This is a genomic window from Stenomitos rutilans, assembly GCF_059505485.1.
The window spans coordinates 84,552-102,722 of the sequence record NZ_JCACKR010000033.1 but is presented as its reverse complement, the minus strand read 5'-3'; the positions used below and the strand labels follow the sequence as shown (position 1 = coordinate 102,722).

Genomic DNA, 18,171 nt, shown 5'->3' with positions numbered 1-18,171 from the left:
GATTATCCTTGTACCTTGATGCAAGGATGTGAACACAAGCGGTTAACCCGAATCCTATTCCTCTTTAGAGGAGTCACAGACTAAGCACTTTGGCGATCGAGGAGAAAGCAGAACCATGAAGTGTTCGCTGGACGCAGCCCATTTGACCCCTGACAAACAAAAGCGGCTTAAGACCTTGATGGCTCTCTTGGCAAAGGCAAAAGCTTTTCAGAATGCTTCTGTCCGGGTGGTACATCACTACACCCAACAGGAATGGGAACAAGATTTCACGTTTGCATCACTCGCGTGCGGCAAACGGAGCTATATGCGGGGACGTGGGGGAAGCATTCAGCGAGGCGATCAGATTGTCTTGCAAAATGGCGCTCATACGGTTCGTTATCACGTGGATGAAATTGACTACGAACCAACGCCAGCTAGATTTTGGATCGCCCTTCTACAGCCATGCTCTGAGTTGGTTGTCGATCGTCGCTTTTGGATGCAGCCCGTTGACGAAGCGTGTCGCTCATCAATCTGAGTTTCAATTTATTGCAGGGCGGATTACTGGGAAGATGCAAGATCTGAGTTTCCACCGAAAAGAGCCTGAAGCCATCTAGATCTGTCTTTAAGCAGGCTTTAGCGTACCCGGTACTTCAGACCCGTGTTCAAGCGCTGCTCTACAACCCATCGACCCTTTAGCAGGGTGGTTACGCCATACTGTTTTCGATCGCCCAACGAGCCAGCTCGGTACGGTTGTGCAAACCCGTTTTGCCGAGCATGTTGCTGACGTGGCTTTCGATCGTCCGCTGGCTAACGTTTAATTCATCCGCGATCTCACGATTAGCCATCCCACGCGCCACAAACTGCACTACGCGTAGCTCTGTCGGCGTAAGTTCAACATCGAAGGGGACTTGAATCTTAGGCCCACTGTCGTTCCCCTTGCCGGGGCGATCGGCAATACGAGCAGCCTGCTTGAGCGACGACTCCACTTGTGCAACCAGCTCTTCGGGTTCAAACGGCTTGACCATGTAAACGTCCGCCCCCGTGTTCAGCCCTTTGACCCGATCCTGGCTCTGCCCTTTCGCTGACAAAAACAGCACAGGTACCCAACTGGTGCGAGGATCTTCTCGAACATGTTTGACTAAGGAGTATCCGTCCATCTCAGGCATCATCACATCGCAAATGATCATGTCTGGAATTTCTTGCTCTAACACTTCCAGAGCTTCTCGCCCATTCTCAGCGGTGACTACTTCATAGCCCCGAAACTCCAGGTAGTCCTTAACGAGCAGGATTAGGTTGGGATCATCGTCAATCAGCAGCAGTCGCTTATGATTGCCCACGCTGGTTTCCTTCATGCTGTGCTACTCACTATTCCTGGGTCTAGATCGTTCGTGTGGATGCTGAACGCTTAAAGCAAGTTCCTGCGCCTGCTACAGCAATGATTAGCCTGCGCAAACCAAACGGCTCTGGCATTTGAAACATTATTGTAAGCAGCATCAGGAGAATCGCTGAAATCTAAATAAATCTAAATACTGATTGAATCCTACTTGAATACCCATGTGAAACCACCACCTTAGCGTCAGATTTCACTGTGTCATTATATAGCTTCCTTGAAAATATAGCCTTATTAAGAGCACGTCTCTGGCATAAATGCAGCAGCTGATTGCAGGGTAGGAGAAGTCTGGACGCATTGATGGAAACAGTTGTCTGCAGTTAGTTTATTCTATGACTAAATTTTGGTAGCAGCAAATTTAACCGATGGGTGAAGCTGATTTGCTTAAGTGTCAGTTCATTCAATTAGTTACGCAAAGCCCATTAATGTAACGGCTGCTCATTTGTAGGGATGCTTTGCATAGGTGGTACAAGCGCGATCGTTTTTGTGATAGACGACTGATGCCACATGGCCCAACGGCTGTTGCTGTAGTAAGGAAAGCCGTCTCTCAGACTACGTTTTAGGTCTCAACTAATAGGTGCATGCTGCTGACAAAACCAAGTCGATCGCTATGAAAAGTTGAGCTACTCAGTGGTCACCTCATTGGTCGTTTCTGTGGAAAGCGGCTGTGAGGGGTCTGGTGACTGGTTAGGTGGTAGGGGATGCACTAGAAAGGCATGGCTCTGTACGACCTGGTTGGCAAGCAGATGCTCTTGAATGATCCGTTCAATCACGTCTGGTGTAACGCTGTGGTACCAAATGCCATCTGGATAGACGACCAGAATTGGCCCCTTTATACAAACGCGCAGACAGTTTGCTTTGGTGCGGAAAAGACAATGGGGGGTTTTGTCAGTGGGCCGATCGAGCTCCAGTTCTTTCAAGCGGCGCTTGAGATAGTCCCACGCTTCTAAGCCAACTTCTTTGGGGCAGCATTTGGGGTTGGTCTGGTCAGCACACAGAAAAAGGTGGCGTTGGATCTGGGGTAGCCCAAGTGCCTGTACACAGACAGAGAACGCATTGGCAGTAGACTCTGAGAGAGAAGCTTGGGTATCTTGGGCCGTCATAGACATTACTTAAGAGACAATTCGTGTGGAAACGGTAACGCTCAGTAGACAAGGGGCAATATGGTGATAGCACGCTGCCATTTGACGTTGCTAAGACGCGTTAGGTATGCATGCCGTTCTCTTTGCCTTCTCACCCGACCAGCGACCCATTCTAATCTAAAGCTTAGATGACCCATCCTGAATTTTCAGTGCATCGTTCCGACTCCAGGTCTAACAGGGCGACTCAAGGCAATCTGCTTGGCGTGCTGACAGCGGCTTTCTACGGCCTGTTTACTCTGCTGCCGAACAGCAATAGCTTGATGGTGGCGTGGCCCTGGGTGTTTATTTGGCAGATCGGCTTAGTTTGTCCTGTGCTATGGCTGCTGGGATTGCTGTGGCAGAGACGCTTACACTGGCTGGGGCATCGGCTTGATTGGCTGGTAGGGCTGTTGGTGGTGGGGGTGATCCTTTCAGCCGGGCTGGCGGCGTTTCCGATGCAAGCCCACTGGTATAGTTGGGCAACGTTTTGCTGTCTGGCAGCGCTGTATGCCTTGAGCACATGGCTGGCTGTCCCAGAGCGTCGATCGCGCCTTCTGGTTGCCCAGGGCTATTTGAGTCTCGCGTTTATTCTGGTTAGCCTTACACTGTGGAGCTATACAACACTTTTGCCTGAGCTTGCTCGCTTGCGGTCATGGCAGCAGTATGGGGTGTCGTTACCCTTCGATTTTGCGATCGTGGAGCTGCGCAATTGGGCACCGATCGGGCACCAAAATTATGTGGCGGGTTATTTAGTCCTGACACTGCCGCTTCTGCTGGGGTTGGGGCTGAGCCAAACTGGATGGCGGCGATCGCTCTGGTTTTTAGGCGTTGGTCTGGGGCTACTGGATCTGTATACCACCAGTTCGCGCGGTGGCTGGCTAGGTGTGCTGACGATGGCGATCGTCTCGTTTGGGGTGTTGCTGTGGCGAGGGCGGCTGTCCCGCCGTTGGCTGGGCGCGATCGGAGCGATCGGGCTGGTATCGCTAGTTTTGCTGGCATTGGCAAACAATCGCCTCCGGTCTTTAGCGGCAGGGCTTTTGAGTGGTCAGGCGGGAGGGGAGGTGGCGTATCGCTTAGTGACGACGACGATCGGCTGGCTTATGGGCTGGGTGCATCCATTCACAGGGATTGGCCCTGGCGGGGTGCCGCTACTATTTCAGCAGTATCGCCCGGAGTGGGCTGGGCATCAGGCCGAGTGGGCCTACCAGTTACACAGCACTCCAGCCCATCTGTGGGCAGAGTTGGGTCTCTGGTCAGTTCTGGTCAGTGTTGGGACGATCGTGTTGCTGGGCTGGTTGGCGATCGCCTGGTTACGAGACGGTGCAACCTCCAGTCACCTATCACCCATCTTTGTCGGTTGCCTGTTTAGTAGCCTGTTGGGCTACGGTGTTGTGAGTTTGACGGATTACCAGCTTGATAATGTGTGCATTAGCGGGACGCTGATTGTCCTTCTGGCTCTACTCACTGCCGAATTCCGCGATCGTCAAAGCCTCAAAGATCAGCGAACGCGCGATCGTCCGCTCGTGGAGCCAACGACCGCTGTGCCCCACCCTTTTACGCCTTTACTGCTGTACCCGCTGCCTTTTCTGCCTCTCATGGGGCTTGGTATTCTCATTGCTGCCCTGATCTGGTTGATGCCCGTTCACCGTGCCTGGCTGCTCTCCAGTCAGGGGTTTGCGGCTCTCAGTCGAGAGGACGTGCCCACCTTTGTGCAGCACCTGAAGCAGTCGCATCAACTGGCTCTCTGGGAACCGTACTATGCTTACGAATTGGGGTGGAATTTAGGAAACCTGGGCTTAAAAACCAGCGACCCAAAACAGCGGGAGCAGTTCATGGAAGAGGGTCGCTTCTGGTTGCAGCAAGGGATTCAGAGTTCGCCCAGTCAAGAATTTGGCTATACCAGTCTGGGATGGCTTTTGCTCGATCGCCAGCCGAAAGCTGCTAGCCGCGCGTTTGCTCAGTCTGCCAGATTGGTGTCGGCTAAGCGAGGTCTTTTTTATGGGTTGGGCTTAAGCCTTTTGGCACAGAGAAAACTGGATCTGGCAATAGCCGCGATGACGCTAGAGGCTCTTCGTGATCCCCTCTTGATCACCAGCCCAATCTGGCAGGTGGCAGCCCTGAAACCACTTTACAAACCAGTCACTCAACGGCTCGAAACCGAATTAACATCCTTACTCACAACGGCTACGGCGAACCCCTTAGCAGCGCAGTTGCATCAAATTCGGGGTGGGTTGCGCTGGTGGCAGGGCGACGTCACAGGCGCACGGCTTGATCTCGCAACGGCTGGTACTGCGTTCAGTCAACGGGTGCTTGATTTAGCGGAGGGCAAATCCGTACCATCGCCCCTGATGACTGATTGGGGGCTAAAAGGGGCAACTACCAGCCGCAGTGGGGCGCGGGCGATCGCGGCCTGGCTTGATCCAGCCAATCGTGAGGTGTTGCTCCAGCAAGCATGGATTTTTGCCACGCACACCGATCCTCCTACAAATCTGATGCCTCAGCTTGTGGCTACGATGGCAAGCTCAGCTACGTTTGACCAATGGCTTAAACAAAATGCCCCCAACCAAACGTATCGGCGTGAACGAGCAGGCTTTGGCGTACTCAGTCGCCATATCGACGGGTCGATTCCCGTGGATTTTATGACAGTGGTGGATAACCTTCCCATCGCTCAATTTTGTCAAGATCTGATAGTGTCGTTTGACTATGCTCCAGAGCTAGATAGGGCGCTACAAGCCAAGCGAGATGCGCTGCTGCAAGAGGTCTTGAAGTCGTAAGTTTAGGGGCCGATCACTGAAGCAGTTGTTGGTTGTGGTTGTTAGTTTTTAGCAGAAAACTGACCGCTGACCGCTAATCACTTATCTTCACATAATGATGTAAGCTGCTACAACTCGAAGTCTATTTCATGGTGGATGCGGCTTCTCTTTGTATGCGCTGGAACTATTCCTGGCGCTATTGGGTCAGTGGGAGGAGATTGGGAGACCGCGCTCGCATGCTTTTGTACTGGTTGAAGCGAGACCCGATCGCGCGGGTGCACGCCTGTCATTACCACCTCGATCGGGCTGTTGTCTTGATATGATTGCCTCAACCCTTGAAGCGCTACAATCACCGTTTTGAAGGCCGATCGTAACTGTACTAAAGGTGCGATTCATCAACGCAGAAGAGGCATTTTGCACAGCCGTTCTCGATCAAAAGCGCCATGATTGCTACTATTGTGCTGATTTTACAAATCGCACTAGATGCATCAGAATGGGTAGGCAATTAAGCGCTGTAGAGTGTAGTCGTCTCGCTGTTCACCTGGATAAAGATCTGAATCCATTTATCCTTAACTTTTTTGCCGTTTTAGTGCCAGGAGCAGTCATGAAATCATTGGTTCGCTGGAGTGCAACCGCTGGGTTAGTTGGAAGCGCTCTGATAGGGTCGTTTCTAGCAGGCACCCTGCAAGTCCTTGCTATTCCTCAAGAGCAAATTATCCAAAAGCTTCGCCCCGTGCCTGTTTTTACAATCGCCAACGCGCAGGGTGCTCCACTGGTGGCGTCTCCTCCGACTGGACAGAAAGGGCGAGCAGTGGCGGGTGTCTTCATCAGCCAGAAAGATGCTCAAGATTTTCTTAACAACCTCAAAACCAAAAACCCCGACCTTGCTAAAAATGTGAAGGTTGTGCCCGTTTCACTGGCAGAGGTGTATCAGCTCAATCAAACCAACAAAGGGAAGCCAGAACAGCTTGATTTTGCCTACGTTCCTTCCAAGCAGCAGGTTGATACGGCTGTGGCGCTGTTGAAGCAGCAGGGTGGACAGCAACCTCAGCAATTCAACGGTACGCCGCTCTTTGTGGCTCGTGGTGGTAAAGAGAAAGGCTACCTGACGATTCAGCAGGATGGCAAGTCGATCATTCCAATGTTCTTCAACAAGGAAGAATTGCAGGGGTTGCTCGATCGCTTTAAGCAGCAACAGCCTGACATGTCCAGTAGTGTCGAAATCCAGGTGCTTAATCTAGAAGGGCTGATGGAGATCTTACGCACCAAGAATGATCCTCAATTGGATCAGATTGTGCTGGTGCCCCCGCAACAGTCGATCGAGTTTGTGAAGTCCATCTCGCCTCAGCAAGGTGCGCCTGCTACGAACAAGCCTGCTGCCGCTCCTGCGCCTAAGAAGTAAGCCTGCGGAGTGATGGGTGAACTCTAAAGACGATTTAGACAGCCTCTCGTCTCCATTAAGGGGGCGAGAGGTTTGTGTCTCTGGGCAAGCACTCTGGCAATGGCGAACGGCAGCGTGTCAACAGGCGATCGCCGCTCAGGTTCCGGTAGAGGAAGTGGATTGGCTGCTGCAAGATCTGGCTGGGCTTGATCGCCTGTCGCTGCGATTAGAAACCTTTAAAGATAGAGACGTGATCTGGCTGGCGCGATCGCTGTCAGACTTAACGCTCCTTTGGCAGCGGCGGCTTCAAGAGCGAGTACCTGTGCAGTATTTGACTGGAGTGGCTCCCTGGCGTCATTTTGCGCTAAACGTTTCGCCAGCCGTCCTGATTCCGCGCCCGGAGACAGAATCCCTCATTGATCTTGCGATCGCGGCGGCATGTCCGACACCCGATCCCCCTTACCCAGCACCCCTTACCTACAGCCAATGGGCCGATTTAGGTACGGGCAGCGGAGCGATCGCCATTGGTCTGGCAATGGCTTTTCCGGCAGCGACGGTGCATGCAGTGGATCGAAGTGCTGCCGCGTTGGCGATTGCTCGCGCTAATGCTCAGCAACTCAAGCTGACCGATCGCATTCAGTTTTATGAAGGCTCCTGGCTGCAACCGCTGGCAACTCTCAAAGGTCAGCTCAGCGGCGTAGTTTCCAATCCGCCCTATATTCCCACCGCGATGATACCCACCTTACAGCCAGAGGTGGCCCAGCACGAACCTCACTTAGCGCTGGATGGTGGTGCCGATGGGTTGAATTGCATCAGACATCTGGTAGCAACCGCTCCTGATTACTTGCAACCCGGAGGAGTTTGGCTCATAGAAATGATGGCAGGGCAAGCAAGTACCGTAGCGGCCTTACTTCAAGAGCAGGGAAGCTACTGCCAGATTCAGATTTATCCCGATTTGGCAGGCATTGATCGCTTTGCCCTAGCCTACCGTCGCTAAGCGATCGATCACACGCAGATTTAACAGACTTCATCAATTACTCTGCTGCAACGCATTAGCGCGATCGATCGCCTCTTTTTGCTGCGCCTCTTTACCCTGCGTTTGGTAATACCTTGCGGCAGTCTGAAAACTGTTGATTGCCGCAGTCCGATTGTTGAGTGCTTGCTGCGCTAGCCCAAGATTGTAATGAGCATCCGCATACTCTGGCTGTAACCGAATTGCCCGGTTGTAGTCGCTAATGGCGTCTCTGGTTCGGGTCTGGGTAAACTGTGCATTGCCTCGATTGTTATAAGCTCCAGCTTGAACGGAGCGGGGGGGGTTAAGCGAAAGCGCCTGTTTGTAATCCTGCATTGCACCGTCATAGTCTCCTTTTTTAGACCGCGCATTGGCAAGGTTAATGTGTGCTTGGGCGAGATTTCCGTTCAGCGCCACGGCTTGGTTCCCTTCTTCCAACGCTTTATCGTAATTCTGGCGATCGTAGTAGGCGTAGCTAAGGTTACTGTGTAGCATGGCCGTCTGGGCAGCAGACTGGGGGGTAAGCTTCAGCGCTTGTTCGTAGTCTCGAATGGCAGCGCTCGTATCGCCTAATCGATGGTAGGCAACCCCGCGATTGGTGTAGGCTGATACGTCATTCGGGTTTTTCTCGATCGCATGAGTGTAGTCGGCGATAGCCGCTTTGTTGTCACCACTCTGCGCTTTTTTAAGCCCTTGAGCATTAAGCTGTTGGGCTGCGGTTGCATCAACAGGCGTTTGTTGCCCAAACTTAAACCAGTTGGAGCGATTGGAGAACGGCATAATGGCTGCTAGAATGCCCAGAATCGCTGCAAGCAAGATGGCTGGAACAATCAGCGCTTGATAATTAGACGTAGAGCGTCGAATTCTATCCATAAAATTTGGGTTAGCGTTCGGCAAGGTCGGCGATGGAGCTTCTTGTACAGTGACTGGGCTGGGTGGAGACACTGGGGGCGGCAAAGGCTCTGGCGGGATAGGATTTGGCTCGTTTAGATTGAACAACCGTTGCATGACGGCTTCTTTGGCACGCGAGTCATCTGGCGGAAGTGAAGCAGCGGTCTCTGCTGAAGGTATCTCGGATGGGGGTAAGGTCGGTTGGGGGCTGAATCGGTTTCCTTCTGGCGCTTGCACAGGGTTGGGTTGACTGTCAGGCTCAGCGCTGGAGGGTGCGACTGCTTCTACCTCTGGCTCTGAGTTGTTGCCATCACCGTCCGTTACAAATTGCTGTGCCCGAGTCATCAATTGGGCTTCAAGCGCCTGCACGTCCTCATCTTCTAAGTGTAGTGTCTGTTGCAAGCGGTGGAGCATCGCACGATCGCGCTCATGGAGTGGAAGCTGGCGCTGCATGGCTCTCAGCAAAACCTGTTGATAGTGTGCCAGATGCCCCTGATATTGGGTTTGCTGGTGCTGCTGAAGGGCAAGTGAGGGAGCGATCGTAATCATCGCGACATCCTGATCTCTTAGATAAAGAGCTTGCTGTAGCTGCTTCCATATCTGGCGGCACTGATCAAGCGGGACATCGGACGATCGAGCGCTTTCTGCCACAGTTTCCCGATAAATCGCCATGCGCTGCTGATACTCCTGCTGCGGGCGCAACACCTGCGCTTCTAACTCAGCCGCCTCTCGTGGTGAAAGCCCCAAACTGTGCCGCATATCGTTTAGTAGCGATCGCCCCTCCAGCATCGGCGTTCCTACTGCATCGGTGTCGATTGTTGCAGTCTCAAGCACTTTACGGTAGTGCAGCCGTGGGTGCCCCTGAGACACTTCTAGTAATGGCATGTTAGCCATTTCGTCGCTGCCAGCCAGGTGGGTTTCCAGTGCTGGTGCTGCAACATGCAGCTTCTGCGATGCATAGTTGTGCAGAGCCGCCGCCGTAAGTGACCCCGTATCCTCCCTATCTGCCGCACCGCTCTCAATCCCTTCTGCGAAATAGCGGATGTACGTCCACGCATCAAGCGCGGCTGTTAAGGCTGTTTGGGTTCTATTCGCTGCCGCTAAAACCACCCGTCCTGTACCCTCCAGGGATGCAGCTAACGTGTTGGCAGAGGCAGCCACAATGGGTTGATCCAGTGCTTGCTGACAGTAGCTGTTTACAATTACAACTTGCTGTTTAGCGGGGCTACTATCCATCGCTTCCTGGATGGCGATCGCGGGGATGAGTTGTGCTTTGACCAGCGTACCTTGCGCTGGCAGCGTTGTACTGGGAGTGGCAAAATACAGCCTGCCATCGGTGTCTTGCAAGGTATAACCGCAAAAGAGAAACACAAGTTGGTCATCGCTGATTCGCTGCTTAAAGAACAGCTCAAGGGTTTCCTGCATCTCTTGCAGAGGGCGATCGCACAGGCTCATCACTGACTCAAACTGAAATTGCGGCTGTTTTAGCACGCGCCTCATTACTTCCACATCTTTTTGAGCACTCGGTAGTGGGGCTAACCCCATTGGATACCGACTCACCCCCATCAGTAGCGCTACCCTGGACATCTAATCGCTTCTAAGACTCCCTCTGCACCAGTGAATTGTTGAGTGGATAAGTTTTGGCTCATGACTTACCCTAAATTGCCTGCAAAATACGCGGTTTTATCCGCCTGATATGCTGTTCAGAGCACACCAACAGAATCTATGTAAGGATACTGAATCCTTTGCCAAATGAAACATTAATTACAAGCTGTCGCGATGCCATAGCCCTTATCGGGCGGCGATCGACGTGTTTCGGTGATGTGACGGATCGAGATGCCCAATCCTAACCGTTAAACTCAAGAGCGTTGGACGCTTGGGACTTTATCTGCCTGGCATGGCAGAGTGCTACGGCAAGACGAGCATAAGCGGCTGGTACAACGCTGGCCTCTGCGCCATGCGTGTTTTTTGTGCTGGTGCACCTCCGTAAGCTGCCTTTCAGCACGCAGGACAAGGAATCCCGCCAAAAGCTAGATTAAACATTAGCGGCCTTTGTTGAAGTCATTTTGCTGTTCTAATGCTCGATTTTGCATTCATGTTCATTCCAAGCTCGATGCGATCGCACCCATGCTGCTAGAAATTGCCGCTACATTGCTGCTAGGTGGCCTGTGCTTTCGATGGGGTATGCGCTTTGGTACACTGCTGCTGCGCAAAGGGTCAACTGCTAATGATTTATTCAAAGGTAAAACCTCCCTTTCGCTGTTGTTTCTGGGGCTTTATATTGGGCTGATTCTCTTGGCGCTCAATGTCCCTCAAATGCAGTTTTTGCCTTTAGAGTGGCGTGTATCTGGCATGCGCATCACCTGGACTATTATGCGTGCTGTACTACTGGGGTTTTGCGGACTGGCATACGTCATCAGTTGGCAGACGGCACGGCTACAAGTATTTGCGGTGGTATTGATTGGCGTACTGGGCGTTACTGGGTTCAGTGCTGCCGAAGCCTATTTCCTCTCGCCGATTTATACCTGGCTGCACAACAATCTACAGCCAAACGGGGTGTATAAGCAGACATCAATGAGTAGTTGCGCCCCTTCAGCGCTGGCGACCGTTTTACGGCGCTGGCAGATCGATGCCACAGAGTCGGGCGTTGCACGGTTGGCAGGCACCAGTCGCTTGGGCACATCGATGCCACAACTCATTATGGCTGCTCACGAACTGGGAATGGATGGGACTGAACTCTCGCCAACCTGGGAGCAAATGCAACGCATTAACCGTCCTGGTGTGTTGGGTGTTTGGCTTATTGATGGTGAACGCAAACTGCCTCATGCGGTTGCCCTGTTAGCCATGAATAGTGAACAGGTGGCGATCGGTGATCCTGCACGAGGCAAAATTTATGCCCTAGATCAAGCCCAGTTTGCAACGATTTGGCGACAGCAGTATGTACCGATTTTTCGAGCCAGCGATCGCGCGTTGCCTCCAGCCCAAGCCGCTGATTATCTACAGCGTTTGGGTTATCTCAGCCAGCCCTCTCAAGATCTCAGTCAAGCAATCCGCCGCTTTCAGGCAGCAGTTGGTATTCCAACTACAGGCGAGCTGGATGTACAAACCGTGCTGCTCTTAACGGGGCCGTTTCTAGAGAAGGTGCCGACGCTAACGCCGCAACGGTCTCCTTGAGTGTGTGAAAAATTAAAAAATATGAGCCTATATCAGCTTTGAGCTTTGAATGTGAGCGTTTGTAGCGATCGTCACTTTAAGTAGAGCAAGGGACTTAAGCTCTCTGATGATCTCACTCCCTCAACTTTGTCCTGTCAATTGCCGTGCCTGTCAGGAACTCGGCAAGAATGTCATACAAGGCTCCAATGCATCAATCTCTCTTAAGCGTGAGTCTAAGCTTAACAATTGAAGTTATACATAAGTCTTATACAAACAACTTCTTAAATACTGCAATTTACGCAATCATTTTTCAGCCATGAATTTAATGACTAAGACACCATCTCAAGGACAATCAGAGACCTGCTCTGAGTACATTCTTGTTGTTGACGATATGGCAGATAACTGCTTCTTGCTGAAGGCGATTTTAGAAGCAGAAGGGTACACTGTTGACGTCGCTAATAACGGCAAAGCGGCGTTAGCTAAAGCAGAAGCACTGCCCCCAGCGTTGATGTTGCTTGATGTGATGATGCCCGATATGAGTGGTTATGAGGTAACCCAGCACATTCGACAGAGTATCAAGCTTGCCGATTTGCCGATCGTACTAATCACAGCTCACGATCAGGAGATTGCCATGATGGGTCAGGCGGCTGGAGCAACGAGCTTTATCCGTAAGCCCTTCGATTTTGATGAATTGATTCGGCAAGTACGGACGCATGCAACTTAGGAACGAAAATTAATTAAATAGGACTTACGCAAAAGCGGTCATCTTTCGCCCCCTATCCCCCAATTTTGGGGGAACAGAGCCAACTAAAGCCCCCAGCATTGGGGGTTTGGGGGCAAGTGCGTAAGTCCTATTAAAGTGTGATCTTGAGGTACGGGCGCACGGCCGTGCGCCCCCTACAGAACATCTCACTTGTCGAAGTTATTTAATCCGCAATCCTTAGGTAATTGCTTAGCGCTGCTGATTCTAGAAAAAGCAGTTACAAGAGGCGTGAAACCGAATTTTATGCCTCTTTATTTTCAGTTACGCCAATTTTTTCAGTACGCTGTTTTCTAAACAAATAGACATCATTGCGTTGATAAGTAAGCTGAAAGCTCGGTCCTTTCTGAAGTTGGCTGAGCAGACGATCGACGCAACTTTGAGAGCAACTGCTTCCTGGGTGGAGAGTATCTACCAAGATCGCGCCAAACTCTTCTAAGGTAGTTGGATCAAGCTGATCTGAAAGCAAACGAATGCTTGAACGATGGGTTAAATGGGGGGCTATCTGATGATTTGTCAGTACACTATCTGTTGGTTGAATTTGCGCGATCGCCTCTCGCGTTGCTTGCCAGGTATCAAGTTTGGTTAAATAGAAACCACCAAAAAAACTAAACTTAGCCAAAGCAAAAAAGCCAATTATTGACCATAAAACGATGCCTCGCTGGCTCCGAATCCAGGTTTTATTCGCTGCTAAAGAAGCAATTACTGTTAGCAGAATAAAAGGCAAGATCGGTACAGAATACTGATGAACGAGATCTTTTTGTGGCTGATTTGGGGTAAGTAAGTTCATCGCCAGTTGGGGAGCTGTTGCCAACAAGGGCGCAAGCTGTTGTGGTGAAAGTCCCCAAAAGACGGGAAGAAAAAGTAGGCAAAGATATTCCAAATTTGGTAGCGTAAAGAGATATTTAAGCACTAAGCTGGGTTGAAAAATGAGGTTTTTGACAATGTTTAAAACAGAACTCCCCAAGCCTGCGTAGCGAGTAACGGCCTCAACTCCAAGTGGCCTGAAGTGCGGAATAACGATCTGAATGGCAACGAAAAACCACACGCTTCCTAATACCAGCGCGATCGCTCCACACAGCCGTTTCTTCTCCACCAGCAACAGCCATAGCCCCATTGCTGCGACTGTCAGTGAGAGTGCATCCCGACAGCCCAAGATAAAAATAATGCCTAATGTAAACCACAGAGGGCGATTTTGGCGGGCCGCTAAAACGACGGCTAAAAAGACAGGCAGCGCCATCACTTCAGGGTGAAAATCAAACAGGTTGATGTTGAACACTAAGGGATAGAGAAGATAAGCCACTGTGGTCGCTACCGCTTGACCTGCTTTTACTCCGGCTTCTTGGGCAAGCTGCCATGCAGGGACTACTCCGATCGCTAGTGCGATCGCCTGAAGCGCAAAGAGCCAAAAAACGCTGGGGTAAAGCTTATATAACGGGGCTAAAAAATAGAGAATCCAGTCTGCATGTCCACCTAGAAAATGAAAGCCCCAAAAGGACACGATCGGCGGCTGTCCCTGGCTAATTAAGTACAGTGCTTGGTCAAAATAGCCTAAGTCAAATGCGGCCGATTGAAACAGCAGGTGACGGGCACTGCTCGCCAGAAAGAGAATTGTAGCGCTAACAATGACGAGCCAAGCGATCGTCTTGGCATGCAGAGTTGCGCGATCGTGGGTCGATCCTGGCGGGCTAAACGGCTGCTCCATAGAATTTCAGGTTCGGTCACGAACGAAAGCAATCTAGCAATCTTAAAGCATGCATGGGCAGACTCAAACGGCTGACGATCGCTAGCACCTAACCGCTTATGGCCTTTACCCAAAACTGATTGAGAGTCAGGAACTTGCTTCAGCTTGGCTAGCCAGCTGGTTTAGCGGTTGGTTTGGGGTTAACAACTGGCTGTGCTGGCGTGGTTTTTGCCTGTGGTGTCGTGCGAACGGTTGGTTTGCTCGGTAAGGGCTGTGGCACTGACTGAGAAGCCCGTGGAGAAGGCTTTGCAGGTGCAGCAAGGGGCGTTGATGATGGAGTTACTGTTGGTGAAGCGGTGGGGGCAGTGGGTGAGGTTGTCGGAGTAGCTACAGGGCTAGCCACTGGCGGCTGTCGTTCGCCCAAAATGCTGGCATTGCCTGTATCAAAAACGCCCGCAACGCAAGCAATCATCAGCGTTGCGAGAGTGCCTATAAACAAAGCTTTCCAGCCGAGTTCCGAAATATCTTTGCGACGAGAGGGAATGAGGGCGATCGTGCCGCCTACAAAAATGCCAACCGACGCTAAGTGGGCAAAGCCTGACAGTGCGTAACTAACGATCAGGACGGCACGATCGCTGATGACTCGCTCAGCCGCAGGTAAGGCTGCTGCGGCTGCTAGTGCCTGGTAGGGCGGAATCGCAGTTTCAAACAGCCTGCGTCCAATAATGACGGATGACTCCCACAATTCTTGCCACCCCAGAGAAACGCCTGTGAGCGCTGTCAACGGCAAGAATAATGCGCCCAAAATGTTGGCTAACGTCACGACTTTAAAGACATCACCAACGGGACTGGGCAACCCTGCTAACCAGCCGAAAAATTGGTTGATTAGGGAAACAAGTCCGAGGATTAGAATCAGCACGGCGGCGATCGCGACAGCCATTTTGACTCCATCCAGCGCGCCGACGATTGCGGCATCTAAAGGACTGACGCGCTCGATCGGTTCGCCGCCAACGGTTTCTTGAGGCACTGTTTCCTGGGATAAGGCTGGCAACTCATTATCCTCGTCATCCGTTTGAATGCGAGTGCGAGGAAAATTACCCGCATCAGCAGCAACGTCGGTAGATTCTGTCACCGTATCGCGCACCTTCGTCTGCTTCTCCTCTATTGGAATGCCGCCTGCGGTTAAAGGAACTTCCGTTTCTGGCACCAAAATTTTTGACAGCACAAAGCAGGCAGGGATCGCAATAATCGATGCTGACACTAAATGCCCCAGAATGTTAGGAAAGACAGGCTTTAAGAAGCTGACGTAGATCGCTAACGTAGAGGATGCTGCGGTACCAAAGCAGCAGGCAAGAATGGCACACAGTTCGCTGCGGGTCATTCTTGCCAGAAACGGCTTCACCACGATCGCCGCCTCAATCCCGACAAAAATGTTGGCAGCCCCACTCAGTGCTTCTGCACCGCTCAGCCGCATCGTGGCATAAAAAACTTTGGCAAAGACATTGGTGATCACTTGGATCACACCAATGTTGTAGAGCAACGCCATCAGACCAGAAAAGAAAATGACGGTTGGCAGCGCTCGAAAGGCAAAAATATAGCCTAAATTTACATCAGGCGGCGTTCCTGGTACGGGCACAATGTTTCTGCCAAACACAAACCGCGCTCCGGTATCAGCCGCATCAAACACGCTGTTCAGCAAATTACTGAAGACTTGGAGCGCATCACGCGTTCCTGGCAGGATAAACACGCATGCCCCCAACACAAGCTGAAGCAGAATGCCTGCAATTACTACACGCCAGGGAAAGACCTTTAAGCTGCGATTCTCTGAAAAGAGCCACGCAATAAAGCACAAGCCAAAGATGCCGAGAAACGAAATGATGTTGAGAAGCGGCATGGGTTAAATGTTCCTTCTGAACGCAGTGTCAGCAATCTCGCTCGTGTCAGGTCGTGTCGTGAGGTGCAGTGTCTTAATCACGCCCTCTAGCAGTTGAAGACTACGATCGCCCAAACTATTACACCTTGAAAAGTTACGAACGAAACTGTGACTTCAGTGAAACCATACCCAAAGTAGACGACTTCGGCGCATTTTTTGCTGTGACACTGTAGTTATTTCTCAAAACTTATCGGAGTGGCACTGAGCGGCTGAGAATGAAGATTCAAATACTCGATCGCCCTTTGTCTCTTGAGGCACGGATTCTACCCATTAGTCACTGGGCAGGTTGGGGGTTAAAAGGTTGATAATAGAGGCAATAGTCCTCCTTATGTGTTTGCATGGAAGCGTTTGAGCTAACTCCTCCCGATTGGACTAAACCTGCCGTTCACGCCGCAGAGTTCTGCTGTCCTGCTTGTCGATCGTCTAACAAAGACGCGAAACGAGCTTGGGTTAACCGTCGATCTCCCGTTTACACCGAAGATCACCGCCGCAAATGGCAAGAGTTTTATGAATGCCAATGCGCTAAGGTCTGGTGGGCCTGGAGCAGCGATCGTCCTCCCTCCGACCTTGCCGATAAAGAACGGGAAATTCCCCCACCCCGGTTTTTCAATCCGTTTGATGATTTGTAGCGATCGTAGTGCTACTTGCGCTGTGAGCAGACCATTGCTTTTGGGCAGAGCGTACTTGTACGTGCAGGCTGTTTCGCTCCCAAAACACGCCATCTGTGTATCCCTGAATGCTTGAATCAGCGTCTGCTAAGGCAAGGCGTTTTTCAGCCAAACAGCAGTACAATTCATCCACTTCGACGCCGATGTAGTGCCTACCGAGCTTTTTGGCAACGACAGAGGTAGTGCCTGACCCCAAGAAGGGATCAAACACAACATCGCCAGCGTTAGAACTGGCGAGTATGATTTTTGCCACCAGTTTTTCTGGCTTTTGAGTGGGATGATCTGTGTTTTCTGGCATTGACCAGAAGGGAATTGTTACATCTGTCCACAGGTTAGAGGGATGGGTCAAACGCACGTTGCCTGCTTCTGTAAAGTTCCAATCTTTAGGATTACCGTTAACCGTATAGGGAGCCATCACCTTACGCCTGAGTTTAACGGCATCGACATTGAAGGTATAAGCATCAGAAACGGTGCAAAACCAGATATCCTCAGAGGCATTTTTCCAGTTTTTAGCGGCTCCACGACCTTTTTCGCGTTCCCAGGTGATGCGATTACGTACCTGAAAGCGATGCTTGATGACATCAAAAACGGCTGGCGACGATTGCCAATCGGAGCAAAGGTAGATAGAAGCTGTTGCTTTCAGGATCGGTTGTAACGTCGTTAAATATGTATCAAGCCATTCTGCATACACATCCAAAGCCTGTCGTTTAAAGGTGCGATCGTTAAACGTTTTGGTTAAGTTATACGGTGGATCAATAAACAATAAATCAACGGATTGCTTCGGTGACCACTGTAAAAGGGTGAGTACGTCTTGATGAATTGTTTGATTAAGAATGTCTGCCAGTTCAACGGGCTGCTGCACTTGCAAAAGCTTTTGTTTATAGAACGATCGCTCTTCTTCGCTCAAGGTAATCGTTCGATTGCGGGGGGCACGCGCTTTGTCTGGCAACATGGTTATACCAGTTCTCAGTTTTGAGTGTTGAGTGTTGAGTTACAGAAGCTCTGTGCCATCACTCTTTGAGGTTCTTGATCTGTAGCCCAATTAAGTGTAGATGGTATTACAGGTGAGACTGACTATGCCATGAGTGGATGAGTGACCCCTTTAGTTCGCCTAAGTCTTACTGCCACAGCATCTCAGCTACGTTAACTCAGCCTTACGTCTTTGACTGACAAACTTTGCGCGATCGACCTTGCGCGATCGGAATCGTTGTAGATAGTCTAGCCGCTGAAAGCTTGACGACTAAACTGGTAGGGCAATGAAGGGTAAGGAAAATGCCCAAGAAGATTCGGGAGTTGAAAGGTCTGTTGCTAAAAACTGGCTTTCTTTGTGAACCGGGCAAAGGCAGCCATACAAAATGGTTCCACCCTCTACTAACCGGGAAGGTTGTACTATCGGGTAAGGACGGAGCAGATGCAAAGCTTTATCAATGAGACGTTCGCAGCTCA

Annotated in this window: 14 protein-coding genes; 7 read left to right on the top strand and 7 right to left on the bottom strand. The window is 51.1% G+C overall.

Annotation, left to right across the window (positions count from 1 at the left end; genetic code table 11):
- Positions 1–115 precede the first annotated feature (115 nt).
- A complete protein-coding gene (locus AC5JLP_RS05490) occupies positions 116–514 on the top strand; it encodes a hypothetical protein (protein ID WP_496066908.1) in 399 nt (132 codons plus the stop codon).
- A gap of 169 nt (positions 515–683) precedes the next feature.
- Here AC5JLP_RS05490 and AC5JLP_RS05485 read toward each other — a convergent pair whose 3' ends face one another.
- Together AC5JLP_RS05485 and AC5JLP_RS05480 are read right to left on the bottom strand one after the other, a co-directional pair.
- Entirely contained in the window at positions 684–1,331 is a 648-nt protein-coding gene (locus AC5JLP_RS05485) for a response regulator transcription factor (RefSeq protein ID WP_496066907.1), read from the bottom strand.
- Positions 1,332–1,992: 661 nt separating this feature from the next.
- On the bottom strand, positions 1,993–2,472 hold the full coding sequence (locus AC5JLP_RS05480) for a (2Fe-2S) ferredoxin domain-containing protein (RefSeq protein ID WP_496066906.1): 480 nt from the start codon (positions 2,470–2,472) through the stop codon (positions 1,993–1,995).
- A 167-nt stretch (positions 2,473–2,639) separates the two neighbouring features.
- On the opposite strand from AC5JLP_RS05480, the gene AC5JLP_RS05475 reads away from it, so the two are divergent.
- The 3 genes from AC5JLP_RS05475 (at position 2,640) to prmC (ending at position 7,621) form a co-directional block, all read left to right on the top strand.
- The gene (locus AC5JLP_RS05475) at positions 2,640–5,264 is read left to right on the top strand and encodes an O-antigen ligase family protein (RefSeq protein ID WP_496066905.1); all 2,625 of its coding nucleotides are present in this window, start codon (positions 2,640–2,642) and stop codon (positions 5,262–5,264) included.
- A 583-nt stretch (positions 5,265–5,847) separates the two neighbouring features.
- Positions 5,848–6,645 carry a Tic22 family protein gene (locus AC5JLP_RS05470; protein ID WP_496066904.1) on the top strand — a complete coding sequence of 266 codons (798 nt, stop codon included), beginning with the start codon at positions 5,848–5,850 and terminating at the stop codon, positions 6,643–6,645.
- 16 nt (positions 6,646–6,661) lie between these two features.
- The gene (prmC, locus tag AC5JLP_RS05465) at positions 6,662–7,621 is read left to right on the top strand and encodes a peptide chain release factor N(5)-glutamine methyltransferase (RefSeq protein ID WP_496066903.1); all 960 of its coding nucleotides are present in this window, start codon (positions 6,662–6,664) and stop codon (positions 7,619–7,621) included.
- A 33-nt stretch (positions 7,622–7,654) separates the two neighbouring features.
- Here prmC and AC5JLP_RS05460 read toward each other — a convergent pair whose 3' ends face one another.
- Entirely contained in the window at positions 7,655–10,114 is a 2,460-nt protein-coding gene (locus AC5JLP_RS05460) for a tetratricopeptide repeat protein (protein WP_496066902.1), read from the bottom strand.
- 465 nt (positions 10,115–10,579) lie between these two features.
- Between AC5JLP_RS05460 and AC5JLP_RS05455 the strand changes: the two genes are divergently transcribed.
- The gene (locus tag AC5JLP_RS05455) at positions 10,580–11,701 is read left to right on the top strand and encodes a cysteine peptidase family C39 domain-containing protein (protein WP_496066901.1); all 1,122 of its coding nucleotides are present in this window, start codon (positions 10,580–10,582) and stop codon (positions 11,699–11,701) included.
- A 304-nt stretch (positions 11,702–12,005) separates the two neighbouring features.
- Entirely contained in the window at positions 12,006–12,404 is a 399-nt protein-coding gene (locus tag AC5JLP_RS05450; protein WP_496066900.1) for a response regulator, read from the top strand.
- A gap of 280 nt (positions 12,405–12,684) precedes the next feature.
- On the opposite strand, the gene AC5JLP_RS05445 is transcribed toward AC5JLP_RS05450, so the two are convergent.
- Together AC5JLP_RS05445 and AC5JLP_RS05440 are read right to left on the bottom strand one after the other, a co-directional pair.
- Positions 12,685–14,145 (bottom strand): DUF2079 domain-containing protein, encoded by a 1,461-nt coding sequence (locus AC5JLP_RS05445; RefSeq protein ID WP_496066899.1) that lies wholly within the window; start codon positions 14,143–14,145, stop codon positions 12,685–12,687.
- 148 nt (positions 14,146–14,293) lie between these two features.
- The gene (locus tag AC5JLP_RS05440; protein WP_496066898.1) at positions 14,294–16,018 is read right to left on the bottom strand and encodes a NupC/NupG family nucleoside CNT transporter; all 1,725 of its coding nucleotides are present in this window, start codon (positions 16,016–16,018) and stop codon (positions 14,294–14,296) included.
- Between the two features lie 377 nt (positions 16,019–16,395).
- Between AC5JLP_RS05440 and AC5JLP_RS05435 the strand changes: the two genes are divergently transcribed.
- A complete protein-coding gene (locus AC5JLP_RS05435; protein ID WP_496066897.1) occupies positions 16,396–16,686 on the top strand; it encodes a hypothetical protein in 291 nt (96 codons plus the stop codon).
- On the opposite strand, the gene AC5JLP_RS05430 is transcribed toward AC5JLP_RS05435, so the two are convergent.
- The gene (locus tag AC5JLP_RS05430; protein ID WP_496066896.1) at positions 16,664–17,677 is read right to left on the bottom strand and encodes a DNA-methyltransferase; all 1,014 of its coding nucleotides are present in this window, start codon (positions 17,675–17,677) and stop codon (positions 16,664–16,666) included. The two genes, AC5JLP_RS05435 and AC5JLP_RS05430, sit on opposite strands and share 23 nt — an antisense overlap.
- Positions 17,678–17,965: 288 nt before the next feature.
- A partial coding sequence (locus AC5JLP_RS05425; protein WP_496066895.1) for a hypothetical protein occupies positions 17,966–18,171 on the bottom strand: 206 nt, incomplete at its 5' end.